Source organism: Paenibacillus sp. 01T424, assembly GCF_056398745.1.
The window spans coordinates 280,939-299,465 of the sequence record NZ_JBFTPZ010000002.1 but is presented as its reverse complement, the minus strand read 5'-3'; the positions used below and the strand labels follow the sequence as shown (position 1 = coordinate 299,465).

At 46.0% G+C, this 18,527-nt stretch carries 11 protein-coding genes; 8 read left to right on the top strand and 3 right to left on the bottom strand.

What is annotated here, in order from left to right; genetic code table 11:
* Positions 1-84: 84 nt before the first annotated feature.
* On the bottom strand, positions 85-960 hold the full coding sequence (locus AC1DPK_RS03220) for a helix-turn-helix domain-containing protein (protein ID WP_477509289.1): 876 nt from the start codon (positions 958-960) through the stop codon (positions 85-87).
* Positions 961-1,058: 98 nt separating this feature from the next.
* Between AC1DPK_RS03220 and AC1DPK_RS03215 the strand changes: the two genes are divergently transcribed.
* Positions 1,059-3,365, top strand: a complete 2,307-nt coding sequence (locus AC1DPK_RS03215) for a glycoside hydrolase family 95 protein (protein ID WP_477509288.1) — start codon at positions 1,059-1,061, stop codon at positions 3,363-3,365.
* Positions 3,366-3,451: 86 nt separating this feature from the next.
* Here the strand turns inward: AC1DPK_RS03215 and pdxR are convergent, their stop codons facing one another.
* Entirely contained in the window at positions 3,452-4,825 is a 1,374-nt protein-coding gene (gene pdxR / locus AC1DPK_RS03210) for a MocR-like pyridoxine biosynthesis transcription factor PdxR (protein ID WP_477509287.1), read from the bottom strand.
* Between the two features lie 116 nt (positions 4,826-4,941).
* Here pdxR and AC1DPK_RS03205 point away from each other — a divergent pair, with 116 nt between their 5' ends.
* The 4 genes from AC1DPK_RS03205 to AC1DPK_RS03190 all read left to right on the top strand — a co-directional run bounded on the left by AC1DPK_RS03205 (position 4,942) and on the right by AC1DPK_RS03190 (position 10,488).
* Positions 4,942-5,886, top strand: a complete 945-nt coding sequence (locus AC1DPK_RS03205; RefSeq protein WP_477509286.1) for a DMT family transporter — start codon at positions 4,942-4,944, stop codon at positions 5,884-5,886.
* A gap of 103 nt (positions 5,887-5,989) precedes the next feature.
* Positions 5,990-7,270 (top strand): DUF445 domain-containing protein, encoded by a 1,281-nt coding sequence (locus AC1DPK_RS03200; RefSeq protein ID WP_441911228.1) that lies wholly within the window; start codon positions 5,990-5,992, stop codon positions 7,268-7,270.
* The gene (locus tag AC1DPK_RS03195) at positions 7,271-8,605 is read left to right on the top strand and encodes a DUF445 domain-containing protein (RefSeq protein ID WP_477509285.1); all 1,335 of its coding nucleotides are present in this window, start codon (positions 7,271-7,273) and stop codon (positions 8,603-8,605) included.
* 233 nt (positions 8,606-8,838) lie between these two features.
* On the top strand, positions 8,839-10,488 hold the full coding sequence (locus tag AC1DPK_RS03190) for a response regulator (RefSeq protein ID WP_477509284.1): 1,650 nt from the start codon (positions 8,839-8,841) through the stop codon (positions 10,486-10,488).
* A gap of 114 nt (positions 10,489-10,602) precedes the next feature.
* Here the strand turns inward: AC1DPK_RS03190 and AC1DPK_RS03185 are convergent, their stop codons facing one another.
* Positions 10,603-13,338: an alpha-mannosidase gene (locus tag AC1DPK_RS03185; RefSeq protein WP_477509283.1), complete on the bottom strand. Its 2,736-nt coding sequence runs from the start codon at positions 13,336-13,338 to the stop codon at positions 10,603-10,605.
* Positions 13,339-13,591: 253 nt separating this feature from the next.
* Between AC1DPK_RS03185 and AC1DPK_RS03180 the strand changes: the two genes are divergently transcribed.
* The 3 genes from AC1DPK_RS03180 to lepB are packed head-to-tail and all read left to right on the top strand — an operon-like array spanning position 13,592 to position 17,393.
* A complete protein-coding gene (locus tag AC1DPK_RS03180; protein ID WP_441876105.1) occupies positions 13,592-15,397 on the top strand; it encodes a cache domain-containing sensor histidine kinase in 1,806 nt (601 codons plus the stop codon).
* 27 nt (positions 15,398-15,424) lie between these two features.
* Positions 15,425-16,789: an ABC transporter substrate-binding protein gene (locus tag AC1DPK_RS03175; RefSeq protein WP_477509282.1), complete on the top strand. Its 1,365-nt coding sequence runs from the start codon at positions 15,425-15,427 to the stop codon at positions 16,787-16,789.
* A 25-nt stretch (positions 16,790-16,814) separates the two neighbouring features.
* Positions 16,815-17,393, top strand: coding sequence for a signal peptidase I (lepB, locus tag AC1DPK_RS03170; protein WP_477509281.1), 579 nt, complete (start codon positions 16,815-16,817; stop codon positions 17,391-17,393).
* Positions 17,394-18,527 lie beyond the last annotated feature (1,134 nt).

Below are 18,527 nucleotides of genomic sequence, written 5' to 3'. Positions count from 1 at the left end.
AGCTGCTTGTCCTATTTTTTGTTGCCATTAGAAGGCAGACCCTTAGAATTATACCCTTATACCTTAGTTTCTTACATCGTCACATTATGAATGCGCTTTTATAATTGAATTATCGCCTTGAAGCGATCGCTTCTCCGAATAGGCTGTTCGATAATCGGTTGGGGTTAGATTTGTTTCTTTACGGAAAAATTTCGTGAAATGATTCGTTTCTTTAAAACCAGATTGATCGGCAACCTCCTTAATACTGCGAGAAGTTGTCGTTAAGAGCTGTTTGGCGCGATCTATTCGTTTGCGGCTGACGTATTTAAGCGGAGGCATTCCGAAATGTTTTTTGAAATAGGAACTGAAATAGTTGGGATGAAGATGAACAGATTCGGCCATTTGATCGACGCTGATGCTCGTATGAAGACGACTGTCTACATATTGCTGTATGACGTTCAAACGGTTCATCTCCTCGGTTCGGTGCTGCAGTACGCGAATCGGAACGGATTCGAGAAAACAGCTTATGATTTCTAGCAATACAGCTTTTTCGCGGAGCCTAGCAACGATTGAATCTTGTTTATGCCATTCGATGAGATCATGGAACAAGCGCGTCATGCTGCTCGTATTTTTAATATTGATGCAGAGAGGAACTCCAATCCACTGAAAAAGATCAAGTGGACCTGCCATGATATTGAAATGGCACCAATACTTTAAGTATGGGCGATGATTTAAAGAGGAGAACGATATCTTTGTATGCGCAGGAGTGAGAAACAGCTGGCCGGGTTTAGGATAATAGTCGTCGTTGCCGATGCGAATCCAGCCTTCCCCCTCGCAAATAAAATAAAGCTTATTGTATTCAGGAACAGAGTCGGTTTCTCCCCAATTTAGAGAGACTTGCGTTTTATGCGCCATAAGCAATTTTAGCTGCAGCGACTGCAGCAGCTCAGATAACGCATGTTGTTCACTTGTTCTATCCACCTGCGGCACCGCCATCCAATGTTTTTTGTAGAATTATTAATATAGTAATGGATTGTTCTCTTAAATAAAAGATGAATGAATGAAAAGGGGATTGGAAGATGACGCTGGTTGAAGAAACGCGCTTATGGTATAAGGAGCCTGCCTCCAATTGGGAGGAAGCGCTGCCTGTTGGCAATGGGAAGCTCGGAGGCATGGTATTTGGTGGCATAAGCCGTGAGCGGATTGCTCTGAACGAAGACAGCGTATGGTATGGCGGACCGCGTGATCGCAACAATCCAGATGCACTGCCGCATTTGCCGAAAATTCGTGAGCTGCTGCGAGAGGGAAGACTGCATGAAGCGCATGATTTATCTGCGATGGCTTTATCGGGCGTTCCCGAGACGCAGAGGCACTATATGCCGCTTGGAGATTTAGAGCTAAACTTAAGATATGATTCGAAAGAAGAAGTACGAGAATATGTCCGAGCTCTCGATATCACCAACGGTATTGCAAGTGTAACTTTTACTAAAGGAGATGTGCGTTTTGATCGTGAGACATTTGCTAGTTTCCCAGATGAAGCGCTAGTTACAAGATTCTCAGCAGACAAACCGGGTAGCATCAGCTTTAAAGCTCGATTACTGCGCGGCAGCAATCGCTACTATGACGAGCTGGTGAAAGCAGACGAGAATACGATTGTGATGCGTGGCATGTGCGGCGGTTCAGGCGGATCTGATTTCCGAACTTCTTTGCGCGCGGTTGCGGATGGCGGTTCAGTATCAATTATTGGCGAGCATCTCATCGTGGAAGGCGCCAATAGCGTAACGCTTCTATTAACCGCAGCAACTTCTTTCCGTCATGCTGACCCGGAGTCATACGCTGTCCATGCAGGAGTCCGTGCTGGCTTAATAAGCTATGATGAGTTGAAATCGCGCCATATTCAAGATTTCACTTCATTGTCAAAGCGGGTACAGCTTCGCTTAACGGATGCTGCTCATTCGAATGCTGCCGATGTACCTACAAATGAGCGCTTAAAGCTAGTTCAAGAAGGCAGCGCCGATGCAGGATTAATGGCCTTATATTATCAGTTTGGCCGCTATTTGCTCATTTCAAGCAGTCGTCCGGGCTCGCTTCCTGCCAATTTGCAAGGCATCTGGAATGAGAAGATGCTGCCGCCATGGGACAGCAAATATACGATTAATATTAATACGCAAATGAATTATTGGCCGGCAGAAGCGGGCAATCTAGCAGAATGCCATGAGCCATTATTTGATCTCATCGAGCGGATGCGTGAACCTGGCAGAATAACCGCAAGAGCAATGTACGATTGTGGAGGTTTTGTCGCTCATCATAATACCGATATTTGGGGCGATACCGCTCCACAGGACATTTATTTGCCAGCCTCGTATTGGACGCTTGGTGCGGCTTGGCTTTGCCTACATATGTGGGAGCATTATGAGTATGGCCTTAATGATGCTTTTCTTGAGCAAATATATCCAACCTTGAAGGAGTCGGCACAATTTTTTGTGGATTTCTTGACGGAAACAGAGGATGGCCTGCTCGTATTGAATCCTTCCGTATCTCCTGAGAATACCTATTTATTGCCAAATGGACAATCCGGTACGTTATGCATTGGTGCATCGATGGATAGTCAAATTTTATATGAATTGTTTACGGCTTGCGCAGAAGCGGCAAAGAAGCTTGACATCGACTCATCGGAGCAGGAACTTTGGCACAATATGAGAGCCCGTTTGCCGGAGCCCGCAATTGGCAAGCACGGGCAAATTCAAGAATGGATGGAGGATTACGAGGAAGCGGAGCCGGGACATCGTCATATCTCGCATTTGTTCGCACTGCATCCAGGCAAGCGCTTTACGGTTAGAGGGACACCTGAATGGGCAGTTGCTGCAAGAGTCACGTTAGATCGAAGGCTTGAAAGCGGCGGCGGCCATACAGGCTGGAGCAGAGCTTGGATTATTAATTTCTGGGCAAGGCTTGAGGATGGGGAGAAGGCGTATGCGAATGTGCAAGATCTGCTAGGTCATTCCACGCTGCCAAATCTGTTTGATAATCATCCTCCGTTCCAAATCGATGGCAACTTCGGAGGCGCTGCAGGCATAACGGAAATGCTGCTTCAATGCCATGCGGGCAGCCTGCATGTGTTGCCTGCTTTGCCGGAAGCATGGCCTCATGGAGAAGTGACAGGTCTCCGTGCAAGAGGCGGCTTCGAGGTGGACATCCGCTGGTCAAATGGCTTGCTTGTTGAGGCTCGCATACGTGCTACCGCAGCTAATAGCTGTGTCGTGCAAAGCAGCATTCCGCTCATCGTAAGGAAAGATGGCCATGAGGTGAAAGACGTATTCAGCAAGGATGGGCTTGTATCATGGACGGTGAGCGCCGGAAGCGAATACGTGCTTTCTCCGAAGTAGAGGGTTAGCCCAAAGAAACCAGCTGTACCTGATAATCGGGTGCAGCTGGTTTCTTTGGTTTGCCGGCTTTTCTCGGCTGGAGACATTCAATTCTTGAGGGCTTTGCCAATGCGACGGACGCCCTCATAAATTTGCTGATCATCCAAATGCCCGTATCCAAGCAGCATCCGGTTATTCGGCAGCAAGGCCGCAAATACAGACGCTGCTTCCAGCCGGTTCATTAAATCCTCCGGCAGCTGCGCTTCAAACTGAGCGACCAGATGCAAACCAGCCGCTCGTCCACATATCTGGTAAGGCAGGGTAATTTGCTCATGTAAAGCATCAAGCAGGAGCTGGCGTCTCTTTTTGTACAACTTTTTCATTTTTAAAATATGAGCATTAAGCGATCCGCTGTTCATGAAACGAATCAAAGCAAGCTGCTCAATCATAGGCGTTTGATAGTCAGACAGCCGCTTAAGCTGACGGCAGGGCTCCACTAGCGGTTCAGGGACTATCATATAGCCGATTCGCAGCGAAGGGAACATGACTTTGCTGAAGGTTCCAATATAGACAACCTGTTTAGGACATAAGCTTTGGAGTGAATGGATAGGAGCGCCGTCATACCGGAATTCGCTGTCATAATCATCTTCGAGGATATAGCTGCCGCTTTGGCGGGCGTATTCAACTAATTCAATCCGCCTTTGTATCGGTAAAATGCCGCCAAGCGGGAATTGATGAGAGGGTGTGACATAGATGCATTTTGGCCGAAGGTTTACGGGAAGCTTGTGGGTTAAAAGGCCGGAATCGTCAACGGGAACGCCATGTAGCTCGGCTCCTGTAGAAGTTAATATCGTCTTTAAATCTACATTGGACGGATCTTCGACTAAAACATCTTCCCCGTCTCTCAGCAGCAGCTTAACGATCAGCTGAAGCGCCTGTACCGCACCGTTTGTAATTATAATTTGTTCGGGATTGCTGACAACTCCTCTTGAAATCCACAGCTGTTTGGATAGCAGACGACGCAATTCTAAATCACCGGACGGATCGCCATAACCTAATTCAGCAATAGAGGAATCCATGCATACACTTTGCAAAATAGAGCCCCATTTTTTCATCGGAAAAAGATTCAGTGCGGGCAGGCCCGTACGAAACGAGATGAAATCGAGCTCTGATGTGTTCGTCGATTCTGCTAATGAAGCGGGTAATGGTAACGGTGACGCCTTCGTAAAGCCAAGCAAGCAGGCTCCTTGAGCTACATAAGTTCCTGCACCAGAGCGGCCTGTTATGTATCCTTCAGCTAATAAAAGCTCATAGGCTTCCAAAATCACGTTGCGCGAGACATGAAGCTGCGAGGCAAGCTCTCTAGTAGATGGAAGCTTGTAGCCAGCAGGCAGCTCACCCGAGAGAATAGCAGCTTGGAGTGAGTTGAAAATCTGGCGAAACATAGGCAAATTCGCTTGTCTATCAATGGACAGCCACAAAATATCCAAACTCCTTTTGAAGTGGTACTATGAAAATGCCTGTTTAATGGCACTACAACCAGTTAACGACCCTTTGCTACAGTATACATGAAACAAAAGTAGAGGGGTTGCTGAATGTGAATCATTCTCGTATTATTGCGTATTTTGAGCTGACCATTGCCGCTATTCTCATCGGAAGCTCCATAGTAGCCGGCAAAATAACGACGATGCAGATGCCGGTTTTTTTGTCACAGGCGATTAGCCTAGTCATTGCTTTATTGTTGTTAATTCCGATTTTGATGCTAAGCGGCAAATCCTCGCTCCGAGTCGGGAGAAAGGATTTTTTATTTTTACTGCTGCAAGCGTTTCTCGGGATGTTTTTATTCCGCGTATTCATGCTGTATGGCCTGCGGACCGCGCTCGCAACGGAAGCGGGTATTGTGACGAGCTTAACGCCGGCGGTCGTTGCTTTCCTTTCGTATATGATTTTAAAAGAAAAATTAACGAATCCGATTAAAATAGGCATCATTTGCTCCATACTGGGTGTTGTTAGCATTCAGGTGCCAGGATGGCTGATTCCTTCCTCTGCACCTCCGTCACAAGCTTCGTATATTGGACTTTTACTCATTTTAGGCGCAGTTGTTGGGGAATCGATGCTTACGATCCTGCGCAAAATGACCGCAAGCAATGTCTCTTCACTGCTTGGGACAACCTATGTCACCTTGTTTTCATTCATCATGTTTTTGCCAATAGCGCTTGTTGAGGCTAAACAATACGATTTCAGCAGTCTAACTGTTGGCGATATCGGCATGTTGTTTTATTACGGTATTTTCGTTACCGCCTTGGCTTATATATTATGGTTTCGCGGTGTTTCCAAAGTGAGTGCGGGAACAGCCGCTGTCTACACAAGCTGCATTCCGCTTAGCACTGTGCTTCTATCCTACGGCATTTTAAACGAACCTTTCTCGTGGTCTCATCTCGTAGGGGGAGCGTTTGTTTGCTTAGGCATTTGGCAAGTTTCTAAGAGCGATTCATTAGTGCCGCGGAAGCCCAAAAAAAGCCCTAAAAGCAGCAGGGCTTAATCCTTATAAAGATCAATTCTCAGATTATAGAAACTCCATTGTTTCACACCCCATACATATGGGATAATTAATGTGGAACGATCATCAGGAATGGAGCTTGTGTATGAACAAATTCAGTATTAAGAAAAAAGCGGATTTAGCGCTTCTTTTCTCAGCGATCGGAATATTGGCGGCTTTTCCCTTTCATGAAACATTTATTGGAGGCCTGTTATTTTCCTTATTTAGCGCTGCAACGATCGGCGGACTGGCGGATTCCTTTGCGGTTAGCGCATTGTTTGGAAATCCTTTGCAAATAAAGTGGCCGGTCTGGATGGGAACCAACATCATTTCTCGGAATCGTGAGCGCTTGATTGGCGAGCTTGTCCAAATGGTTCAAAATGAATTGTTAACCATCCCGAATATTAGGGAGAGGCTTGACGAATACAATATTGCAGACGTTTTAGTCACATATTTGAAGCAGCACGGCGGCGAACAGGGTGTGAATGACATTTTGCAGCAGCTGGCGGATGATGTAATTACGACCATTGATTTGCAGGAACTGGCCAAAACCGTTCAAACCTTCCTTCTCGAGCATGCCGATTCGATTCCTGTCGCAGACATTGCTGCCGATGCTGGCGATTGGACTATCAAAAATGGTTACGATGATCGGATTATCGAGTTTATCATTCCGGAGCTTATCAAAATTGTGAAATCGGCACCATTTGGCGCTGTTGTAGGCCAAATCGTCGATTCAGCCATCCGTTCCTACGAAGGCGATAAGTTTAGAAGGAAGCTGATTGATTTCTCCGCAGGGCTGGAAGCGGCAAATATTAGCGGACGATTGCAGGAGTGGCTGGTATCTTTTCTACAGAAATTTCATGCTGAAGACCACCCACAGCGCAAGGAAATCAAAGCTTTTATTGCGCAATTTGTTGCAAGACTGCGTACGGATGAACAATTGCGCAGCCGAATAGAAGCGGGGAAAACAACGCTTCTGGCATCTGTTAAGGATGAGCTTAAGCTCGATGCGTTCATCCAGCGGGGACTGGAGTCCATTCGACTCGCTGCGGCTTCCAATGCGGAAGGCGAGCAGGTGCGCTATCCTTGGATCAAGGATAAAGTGGAAGAAGGAATAGCTTATGTAGTGGGAAATACAGAGCTGCTTACTCGACTGGATCAATACGTGAAGACGACGCTGCTGAAATGGGTGGAGCAAAAGCATTCTTTTATCGGCAAAATGGTAACTGACAAGCTGAACAGCTTCTCAGAAGAAGAGCTTATTGAGCTGGTTAAAGAGAAAGCGGGACGCGACTTGCAGTACATTCGGATTAACGGAATCGGTATTGGAGCGCTTATCGGCGTAGTCCTGCATCTAGCGACGTTTTGGATTGGAGGGCGAGCATAAATGGCTATGAGAAAAAAAGCAAACCGCAGCTTAATATTGCTTGCCGCCTTGTTCGTCATTGCGGCTTGCTGTTTATATGTCTTCCCAGACCAGTGGTGGGCACGGATGCTGCTCTACACGACCGAAGCGGGGCTCGTTGGCGCATTAGCTGATTTATTTGCTGTAACGGTATTGTTCCGCCACCCATTTGGGTGGAAGTGGATTCCGCATACAGCGATTATTCCTAGAAATCGCGATAAGCTGATTGAAGGCGTCGCGAATATGGTCGAGCAGCAGCTGCTCAGCAAAGATTTGTTAAAGGAAAAGGTAAAGCAAATATCGCTTGTAGAGATCGGCATATCATGGATCGATCGCCGACCAAACGGCATGCTCGCTGAACAAGGCTGGACGCTGGTGGCTGGTCTACTTGCCAAGCTGGACATTAAAGGTCTTTCCGTCATTTTGGATGAGAAAGCACGGAAAAGCTTAGGCAAGATCAGCTTGTCGCCTTACGCGGGCAAGGCGCTCAAATGGGTGATGGCTAAAGGCAATTTCCAAAGCTGGGTTAGCCAGATCGTTGAGTTTGCAGCGGCACGCGCAGCGGAAGATCAAACCAAGGTTGTCATTCGTGAGCTGCTTGGCAAGGAGAAGGAGAAGTTTGTAAATCAAGGCAGTATCTTCTCCAAGTGGCTCAAAAAAATGGCAGTGGAGATTGCGGAATCAACGAATGCGTTGAATCTCGACGATGCTACAAATGTGCTGTATGACGATTTGCAGCTGCTCATTAATGATTTGCGAAATCCAGAGCATGAGCTTCGTGTTTTACTGGAGGAAATGGTGCTGCAGCTTGCCGACAATTTGCAGCACCGCGAGGATGTTTCGGCTGCTGTTGATGAATGGAGAGATGAAGTGATTGAGAAGATCTCGTTGCTTCCTTCTATTGAAGCTTTGCTCGGCAACTTTAGACAGCTGCTGATCAGCGAACCGAAGCTGCAGCTAGCCTTGCCGCAGAAACATTCCGTCAATCCATCCGATATTAAGGAGCTGATTAATCAGTTCATTATGTCATACTGGGAGTGGTTCAAAGCGAACGAGGAAACGAAGGGATGGCTGGAGCAATACGTGCAGAAATTCGTGCAGAAGATGATTGAAACCGAACATGCAATTATCGGAATCATCGTACGCAAGACGCTTGATAGCTTCACAGAGCAAAAGCTGGTGCATTTCATCGAGAGCAAGGTCGAGACGGATCTGCAGCGTATTCGTTTGAACGGAGCTTATATAGGCTCAGCGCTCGGAGCGGCATTTTATATTCTGCTGTACGGAGTATACGAGCCGATTTTGAACTTGTTATAACACGAGAAGTAGCTGTTTCCAGCAGGTTTTTGAGACCTATTGGGACAGCTGCTTTTATTTTTAAGTGAGCTTGTCTTTGGACGATCGTACGCAGGTACATTCGTTTATTTAATACTACACCATAAAGTTTGCAATTACCCCCGTGTAATCCGAAATACAGTCAGGTAGTATGTAGATAGGTAATGATTCCGTATTGAACATCTTTGAAAATGCATGAAGGGGAAGGTGAGAGGATGCTGCGTGCTTTAATAGTGGACGATGAATTCGAAATCCGCGAAGGTTTACGTAACCGCTTTCCATGGGAAACATTCGGAATTGATGAGGTACTGGTGGCTGATGATGGAGATACGGCATTAATGCTTGCACTAGATATGAGACCGGATCTTATCGTCACAGATATTAAAATGAATCGGATGTCGGGGCTGGAATTTCTTCGTTCGTTGACTACCGTTGAAAATTATAAACCGGAAGCGATTGTTGTAAGCGGGTATGATGATTTTGAGCTGGTGAAGCAGGCGATACAAATCGGCGTTATGGACTATATCCTTAAGCCGATCAATTTGGACGAGCTGACCCAAATCGTTAGAAAAACGATGGATCATATCCACAGAAAGAGAATGGACCAGCATAACGAGCAGCAGCTTATTAATCAAGTGAGGTTCGCGATTCCAAAAATGCGCGAGGAGCTGCTCAGAGAAATGATTGAGCAGGACTATGATCCTTACCGTGAAGCACGGAGAAGACATCGCTTGCAGACATTGAATTTGCAGTGGATAGCGAATCAGCATATGACGCTTGTTGTTGTGGAAGCTGATGATCTGAAAGCAATCGAGAATCGCCATACGAAAGAAAAGGATTTAATATTGTTCGGAATCGGCAATGTGGTCAATCAAACGCTGGAGGAAGATTATCCTCATCCCTTTGCACTTTGCATGGACAGCAGCAATCGATGGATTGTCATTTTCAGCTGCTCGCGGCCAGAGCATGCGGAGCTGAGCCGGGGCATGGCGCAGCTTTGCTTACAGCGAATCAACGATTTTGTTAAGGTGAAAGCAAGCGCTGGCATGCGAACAACACCTTGCACATTTGAAAATCTTCATGAAATGTATGCGGAAGCGATAAACGTATTGGAGCAAAAGGCTGTATACGGAGGCAATCGATTATTTACGGAGCAGGGTTTATTTTATGAGGGTGATGGGAGTGACTTGTCGCTTAGCGAGCCTGAAGAGGTGCTCGATCTCGTGAAGTATGGCACGGATGAGGAAATTACAGCAGCGATGGATCGATTTGTGGAGATGGTACAAGCCTGGCGTCTCAATCAATTGCGTGACATTCAGCAAAAAATATTTGAATGGCTGTTCGAGGTGTTTCGCAGAGCAGCGGCGGCAGGTGTTCCAAGCAAAAATTTGGGCAGCAATCCGATCGCGGTGTGGGAGCTATTAGAGCAATACGATACATTGCAGTCGCTGCGTGTGCAAACAGAGCTGTTCCTTCTTGCAATCGCAGCAGATTTCCGCAAGCTGTCCAATACGCCGAGCCAGATCGTTTATGAAGCGGAGAAAATATTGCAGAGGGATTATGCTGAAAGCTTAACTCTTCAGAGTGTTGCAATGGCCGTTCATGTGACGCCGGTATGGCTGAGCAAGCTTTTTAAGAAGGAGAAACGGAAAACCTTTTTGGAATATTTGACAGAAATACGGATTGAGAAGGCGAAGGAAATGTTAGGCGACATCAAATACAAAGTGTATCAAATCTCATTTCAGGTGGGGTATAAGGATCCGGTACATTTCTCGAAGCTGTTCAAAAAGCAGGTTGGCTGCACGCCGAAGGAATATAGACGACAAAGAGGCATTGCGGATGAAGAGCCAGCTGTGCCACACTAATGATATGAAAAATTGCACTCCGCAAGAAGCATGAAGAGGCAGACTCCTAGGTGAAAATGGCATAACCTTGGGAGACTGCCTCTTTGCATTTTATCTTTTAATTTTTTGATTTGGTTATTTTGAAGCTGCGGCTAAACCAATCGTTACGATTTTGAAGCCTTCGACCTGAACGCTGTTTTTGATCTTATTAGCGCTATCGTTCTCCATAATGTCACTTACATAGGACGCAGAAGCAGCGCTTGGATGAATAGCTAAGCTGGTCGTGGATTCTGCTAAATTGTACCACCTTGCCATGCTGTCGCCACGTTCTTCATTGATCTTCAGGCTGGAGAAAGCGAGCTGGTCACCATTCCATTTGAGGAAATCACAAGCGGGAGCAAGCTCGCCATCATGCAAACCAGCTGCGATTGCCGTAACGGGTATAGGAAAACGATAGGCTTCGCGATATGCGGCAAAACGTTCTTCAGCGCTGCCGTAAGGAATGATCATCCATTCGGCTTCATTTGTACCTAAGCACTGCGCTTCAGGCGTATGAAATACACCCCAATCGCCAAGCTCTCCGACGGAGCGCAGAAGGGTTACAGCGATCGTATTTCTGCCATCTTGAAGCACTTCATATTCATTTAAGCCTTTGCCTGCAATCGTCAAGCCTCTTTGCTCGCCGTGCACGTCAATGAACGTCTGCATATGCTGAGCATTGCTCGGATTTTGCCATTCCTTTGCAGGAACGTTTTGACGCTCAGCGACCTCGAAGATTGAATCTGCAAAATGTGTGGATGCAGCAACATCCGAAGGTAGAAGCACGCGCAGCCTGTGATCTTGCGATTGATTTTCAATGCGCGCATGGACTTGAACACCTTTGCCCTCACGTTCTAGGCTAACTAGTGTCACAATTTCTAGCGGTACAAGGGAAGTCGATCTGCCAGCCTTCCGCTGCCGGAATTCAACCATTGTGCGGATTTCTTCAGCCAGAAGATCATCTGCCCGCGCAGGGATAGCAAGGCGATGAGTGATTTCAATGGATGCCCGGTAAGGCGAGTCTTCAACTACTCGAATTTCGGCTTTGCTTCCCTTAGTCGTGATGGGCAAGTCGCCGACTGGCTGCTTGAAAATATATTCATTGCCGATATCGCCCACATTCTCGTAATGGCCAAGATCCGAAAACAGCTGCTGGCTTTTCTTATCATAAACCGTAAAACTTCCGTCTTCCCCTATCGTCAATGTAAGACGAGCATTTTCCAATGTTCGTTCACTAGTCACTAATGAATGGCGATTCTCGCTGGAAGTTTTAATCTCATTTTGACATGGTATCCAAGCAAAAGATTCATAACCCATCGAAGGCAATATGCCGGTCTCGAAGGTCAGACGCAGTGCGCGAGCCATATAGGGCTGCCGGAATTTATCATTTGGCAATTCATAGCCGAAGCGAACGCCTAAATCATGAGCAGTAAAGTCGATGCGTTCACCGCTGCCGTTCACCAAGTACCCTTCGGCGTGCGTCCGATCATGAACCTGCTTAGCAATGGCAACAGGATCTTCGCTTTGATCGAAGAAACGGTGCGACCATTCAATCTCGAATTGGTGGACTGACGAGCCTTCATAGCCGCTTGAGTTAAAGACGATGAAGGGAGTAGCTGACTGACTGATATTGGCAAAATGACTTGTATTGACCTTAGCGCTAATAAATTTAACGCTCTCGGTCGTTAATGCTTTGCCAACCTCCATGCTTTTGGCAAAACGAGTTTTCATTTCTTGGTACACCTCATCGACACTGCAGCCGCAAATGCTGTCGTGCGGATGATTTTGCATCAGTGTCTTCCAAGCATATTGGAAGAGACCATGCGGATAAGGCTTGCCGAGCTGATGGGCGATGGCAGAGATCGGCTCGGCCACTTTCTCCAGCAGCGTCTGATTTCGTTGATTAAGCTGTTTGATGTAAACACGAGCAGACGCTGTATTCACTAACGAATACCAGCCGTCCGTTTGCTGGCCGCGCAGCTCTCCGCGCGTTAGGCTCAAGTTCGGAGGCTGCTGCGTTTGAACCGCCTTTACATAATCGTCAAAGTTGGAGTGGATGAACTCGTACGCAGGAAACAGCTCTCTCGCTACGCGGAGCGCTTCGGAGAGATTGGTCTGAATGGGCTGATGATCGCATCCGTTCATAAGCAGCAGCTGCGAGGTTGAAGCATATTGTTCCGCTCGCGCAAGGCGATGCTCCCAGTAAGGCTTTGCTTTAAGGGGATCAACTGGAATCTCCATGCCGTTGTTATACCAATTGGCAAATAGGATGCCTAATACGCTTGAACCGTCGGGTGCCTGCCAGATGAGCTCGGAATAAGGGGATTCAAGGCCGGAGGAATCTTCCACCCGATTGTTGAAGCCAGTTGCTTTTACACCTCTTCCGAACACAGCGGTATCGATGCCTGCTTGTCTTAAAAGCTGAGCAGCTTGACCCATATTGCCAAACGAATCTGGGAAATAACCAAGCTTCGAAATCGGTCCGTATTTTTTGGCATCCCGATGTCCGATTTGCAAGTTTCTTACGTTTGCTTCGCTGCTGGTTAGAAACTCATCCTGCAAAATATACCAAGGACCCAAAGAGAGCTTGCCTTCATCACACAGCTTTTGGATTTGGCTCTGCTTCTCTGGGTACACCTGTAGATAATCATCTAAAATTATCGTTTGACCATCGAGGTAAAAGCTGCGAAAATCAGGATCGGCCTCGAACGTTTCCAGCAGCGTGTCCATTGTCTCAATCAGTTTGACATGATGGGCTTCGTAAGGCATATACCATTCTCGATCCCAATGGGTATGCGAAATGACATGTACCACCCGTTTCGATGCAGTCATCGTTGTTCCTCTTTTCGTTGAAAGGTTAGGTATTACGCCATTAGTCTAAAGAATATGCAAGCTGCTCACAATGAGGGATATGCAAACTTTAAGGGGAATTATTATCGCTTTGCCAGGAATGTGGAATTATGCCTATCGAAATGCTGTAACAAGCTTAAATTACTTATTGCAAAAGTAACTCAATGAAGTATATTATCGAGGACAAGTCTACTCCAGTAATGGGGTTAGCATAGTGGAAGGCAGGTGTATACTTGTGAACAAAGTGTCCTTTCGGCTCGCTTCATCCTTTCGCAATCGGATGATTCTCATATTTTTTATGATCATTATCGTTCCGTTTCTGCTTTTTGCATATTATGCGCATATTAAATCGATCGAGGGCATCTCCAATACGAATACGAAAATGTCCATGAGCTATCTTCTTCAAGCAAGAAAAAACTTCGAGATTTATCTGGGCAACTTAAATGATCAAGTTAACGATGTCATCGGAAATAAGGAACTTCAGGATTTATTGGAAACGGAACCATTAAACAAGGCAGAAGAGGAAGCGTTTACAGTCAATTTATTGACCGTGCTGTATCACGCTACGTCTACGATTGATGCTTTTAGAGTCAAGGTGTACCCAATCAAGCCAACAGATTATCCGTCCTATATGAGAACAATTGATGAATCGGTGCGTATCGGTGACCAGTATTGGTTTCAGCGCTCGAAAGCGACGGTTAGTCCGACGTGGTATCTGACCATGCCCATGCATGGGAAATACGCAAAACCGCTGCTCTCCTATGTGAAGCGATTCTCGGGCTTGTACGATCAAAAATTAAGAGGTATTATTGCGACCGACTTATCCGAGGACTATTTAAGAAGATATTTCTCGCCGTCCGATCAGCTAAAGGATCAGAAGCTGCTGCTCATTAATGAGAAAGGCATCGTGCATTATGATTCTACAGTTAATGAATGGACAGGCAAGGAATTTCCGTCAACAGCCTTAATCTCTTATATGAAGTCGGGTGATGAAGGCTCTACGTCCATTACGATTGAAGGGGAAACCTACCTCGCCACGTATTTGAAGATGGCTAACCATCCATGGACCATCGTGAGCCTGACCCCTCTTCATGAGCTGACGGGTACGATTGATGAAATTAACCGCATGCTCGTTATTTTTTTGATCGGTTATCTTATTTGCTGTATTAGTGTCGTCTTTTATATCACAGCTTACTATACACAGCCTATTGCGCATTTGGTTCGCTTAATGAGGAGGCTGGAGGCGGAAAATCTTCATTACTTGCTGCCTTCGTCGTCTCGCAAGGATGAAGTTGGCTGGCTGTATAGAGGAGTAAGCAATCTTGTTCAGCGCATAGATGGATTGATTAAAGAGGCAGCGCGCTCCGAAAGGAACAAAAAAGCGCTGGAGTTTCAAGTGCTGAGTCACCAGATTAATCCTCATTTTCTATACAACACCTTGGAATCAATTAGGTGGAAGGCGGAAAATCATGGACGCAGCGACATCAGCGAGATGGTATCGGCACTTGGAAATCTGCTGCGGCTCAGTCTAAACCAAGGGAAAGAGATTACGACGCTGCGCCGCGAGATTGAGCAGGTAAAGGCTTATGTATCGATTGAACAAGCAAGAATGGGCAAGGTCGTTCGTATTTTGTATTCCTGTGAGACAGAGACGCTGGATATGCCGTTTCTAAGGCTTTTGCTGCAGCCGCTTGTTGAAAATGCGATTCAGCATAGCGTGCGCGACGATTTTGATAAAGGGAAAATTATGATCGCAGCCAGAAAAATCGGAGAGGATATCGTAATCGATATTGTGGATAATGGTAAAGGCATTCCAGCGTCCGTGCTGGAACTGCTGGAGACGGAAGAAGAGCCTAGCGAAAAGTTCTCACATACGCGCAGAGGCGTAGGGCTTCGCAATGTGAATGATCGTTTGAAGCTTTATTTTGGAGATCGTTACAAGCTTGAAATCAAGACGGGGCCCGAAATGGGAACAACGATAACGTTAAGGCATCCCATTTTGAAGGAAGACCAGAATATCGATTCAATTGGCAATGAGTGAAGCGTGAGTATCAAAGGAGGCATAATCTTGATAAACAAACGTAAACAAACATTTGTTATAAGTATACTCCTGATGTTTATGCTAGTTCTAACCTCTTGCACGTTTAAAGGCTGGGATGGCGAGAATGCGGCAGAGGGATCAAATAGTGGTCAAGAAGGGCAATATTCAGGCAAAACACCAGTTACGCTTAAGCTTCTGACCTGGGGAGGAGAGACGTATAAGGAGCTGTACGATAAATTCAATGCCAAATATCCATGGATTACGATTGAGCCCGTTCAAATCGTGGGCGGCGATGACGAAATCATGAATCAAATTATTGCATTGGAGGCGGCAGGCACACCAGCTGATCTGACTTGGGTTGTTGGTGATTTGCTTCGTTATGAACAAAGCGGCCTGCTCGAAAATTTAAAGCCGTACATGGATGAAGATGCTTCCTTCCAAGGCAAGGTGCTGCCCGATGGATACTTTGATACGATGGCCTTTAACGGCCGCAGGCTTGCTGTGCCGTTCGTCGATGTTCCAATGTGGATTATTGTAAATAAAGATTTATTGGCCAAGCATGGCATAGATATGCCTTCAAATGATTGGAGCTTTGATGATTTGCGTGATATTGCAAAACGTGTCACGGACCCTGCAGCTGGGGAATACGGCCTCACTACGAACAGTGATTTTGTGATGCGCTTGCTGCCGATGAAAGCAGCAGCGGATGGACATGCGCCTAATTTGGCTTACTTAAATGATCGATTGACCCAAAGCTTGCTAAGCACGCCGGATGTGATGGCGGATGTGCGCTGGCTGACTGAATTTGTCACCAAGGATGGGTCTATGCTCTCTTGGGCAGAATCCAAATCACAAGGCGATGTGGTTAAGCAATTCATAAATGGAAAAACAGCGTTTGACATTGCCGGAGATTGGCTACTTCCGACACTGCATAAGGAGGCTGATTTTAACTGGGATATACTTCCCTTTCCGAGAGGGCAGGTCAACCAATACTCCTTCCATATTTATGGTCCGCTTGCGATGCTGAGCGGCTCTAAGCATAAAGAAGAGGCATATAAATGGATTAGTTTTCAATTCGAAATGGAGGCGCAGAAATGGAAAATCGAGAAGGGAGCGAATGCTTCCGTTATTGATCCARAACTGACAGCCTATATTGATGAGGTTCCCTTGTGGCAAGGGAAAAATATCGAAGCCGTGAAAATGACCAAGGATAACAGCCTCGTACTCCCCGGCGCCACAATACCCGGTTTTTCGGAGTACAACTGGATCAATGTTATTAATGATATCGTATTTCAAGGTGCCGACATTAACCGTATCATTCCAGAGACAGAGGCATGGAACAAAAAAACGCTGGAGCTGCGGGAGCATTGGAAGCGGAATCGTGATAAGTGAGAGCAGGCAGCGGAGGGGGTGTTTGATGAGGACGAGATGGAAGGTTATGTTTGTTGTTTTCTCGGTCGTCATAATGATCACGGGTGGCTGTAGTCATTCCATTACGGATACAGCTACAGAGAAGAGAATAGAGTTGATTCAAAACTCGGATTCCTCATTGACGAAGGTAAAAGTAGAAACGGATGGCATGCTGTCAGAGCTCGGTTATACGCATCCCCATCCATTTGCTTTAAACAATGAGGTGTTGGTTGATTTGAATTATTATAAGGAAAATCAAATATCTCGCGGCGATATTGCCTTATTCCAAATTAAAAAAGATAAACAAGCGACGGATATAGCAAGAGTTGTTGGGCTTCCTGGTGAGGCGGTTCAGGTTAAAAAAGGGCAGGTTTATATTAATGGGAATAAACTGGATGCCTTTTACGGGAGCGATCCTTCTTCCGATAAAAATGATTCTATGAATAAGCCATTGCAGCTAAAGGAGAATGAGTATTTTATATTGGCGGATGTACGTTGGCGAGGATTCCATGACAGCCAATCAGCGGGTGCTTTTGCCAAAGAGGAAATAGTAGGTAAAGTAGTCGGCTATGAGAACAAACGTTAAGTAGCAAAGGAGGTTAGGAAAGTAACCAAGAGTAATGGGAGCTATGACGTTCTTGATGAACAAAGCTACATATGGATACAAAGCTTAATTGGTAAAAACGAAGGAAGAAGTCTGTAACTTAGTTATGTGCATGTAGAGATCACCGGTTGTTTAGGTGGTCTTTTTTTGTTTGAACTCGATAAGCACAAATATATGCTTAAAGAGTAGTTGCGGCGTCTCGGCGAGGTGGAAATGGAGCTGTAAGCACGTATGTGTTCTTACAGCTCGAGAAAAGGGTTAGTTTGTTGTTTGTAAGCGCATATGTGCGCTTATTGAGGTAGATGAGGCGTTTGATCGAGGTGGAAGTGAAGTTGTAAGCACGTATGTGTTCTTATAGCGAGAGAATAGTCTTAGTTTGTTGTCTGTAAGCGCATATGTGCGCTTATTGAGTAGAAAAGCCGTCTGGTTGAGGTAGAAATGGAGCTGTAAGCACACATGTGTTCTTACAGCGAGAGAATAGCCTTAGTTTGTTGTCTGTAAGCRCATATGTGCGCTTATTGAGTAGAAAAGCCGTCTGGTTGAGGTGGAAATGAAGCTGTAAGCACGCATGTGTTCTTACAGCGCGAGACAAGCCTTGGTTTGTTGTCGGTAAGCGCAAATATGCGCTTATTGAGTAGAAAAGCCGACTGGTTGAGGCAGAAATGGAGCTGTAAGCACACATGTGTTCTTTCAGCGCGAGACAAGCCTCGGTTTGTTGTCGGTAAGCGCAAATATGCGCTTATTGAGGTAGATGAGGCGTTTGATCGAGGTTGAAATGAAGCTGTAAGAATATTAGCTCTTAAAGAGTAGAGAAGCCATATGGATGAGGTGGAAGTGAAGCTGTAAGAACGCATGTGTTCTTACAGCTTGAGAAAAGGGTTAGTTTGTTGTTTGTAAGCGCAAATATGCGCTTATTGAGTAGAGAAGCTGTGTGGTTGAGGCGGAAATGAAGCTGTAAGCACGTATGTGTTCTTACAACACGAGAATAGCCTTAGTTTGTTGTCTGTAAGCGCAAATATGCGCTTATTGAGGTAGATGAGGCGGTCTGATCGAGGTTGAAATGAAGCTGTAAGAATATATGCGCTTAAAGATTAGAGAAGCCATCTGGTTGAGGTG

Bases quoted from the DNA above. Each gene is read 5' to 3' on its own strand.
- AC1DPK_RS03215 (WP_477509288.1), top strand. From the start codon at position 1,059: ATGACGCTGGTTGAAGAAACGCGCTTATGGTATAAGGAGCCTGCCTCC.
- AC1DPK_RS03200 (WP_441911228.1), top strand. From the start codon at position 5,990: ATGAACAAATTCAGTATTAAGAAAAAAGCGGATTTAGCGCTTCTTTTC.
- AC1DPK_RS03195 (WP_477509285.1), top strand. From the start codon at position 7,271: ATGGCTATGAGAAAAAAAGCAAACCGCAGCTTAATATTGCTTGCCGCC.
- AC1DPK_RS03190 (WP_477509284.1), top strand. From the start codon at position 8,839: ATGCTGCGTGCTTTAATAGTGGACGATGAATTCGAAATCCGCGAAGGT.
- AC1DPK_RS03185 (WP_477509283.1), bottom strand. From the start codon at position 13,338: ATGACTGCATCGAAACGGGTGGTACATGTCATTTCGCATACCCATTGG.
- lepB (WP_477509281.1), top strand. From the start codon at position 16,815: ATGAGGACGAGATGGAAGGTTATGTTTGTTGTTTTCTCGGTCGTCATA.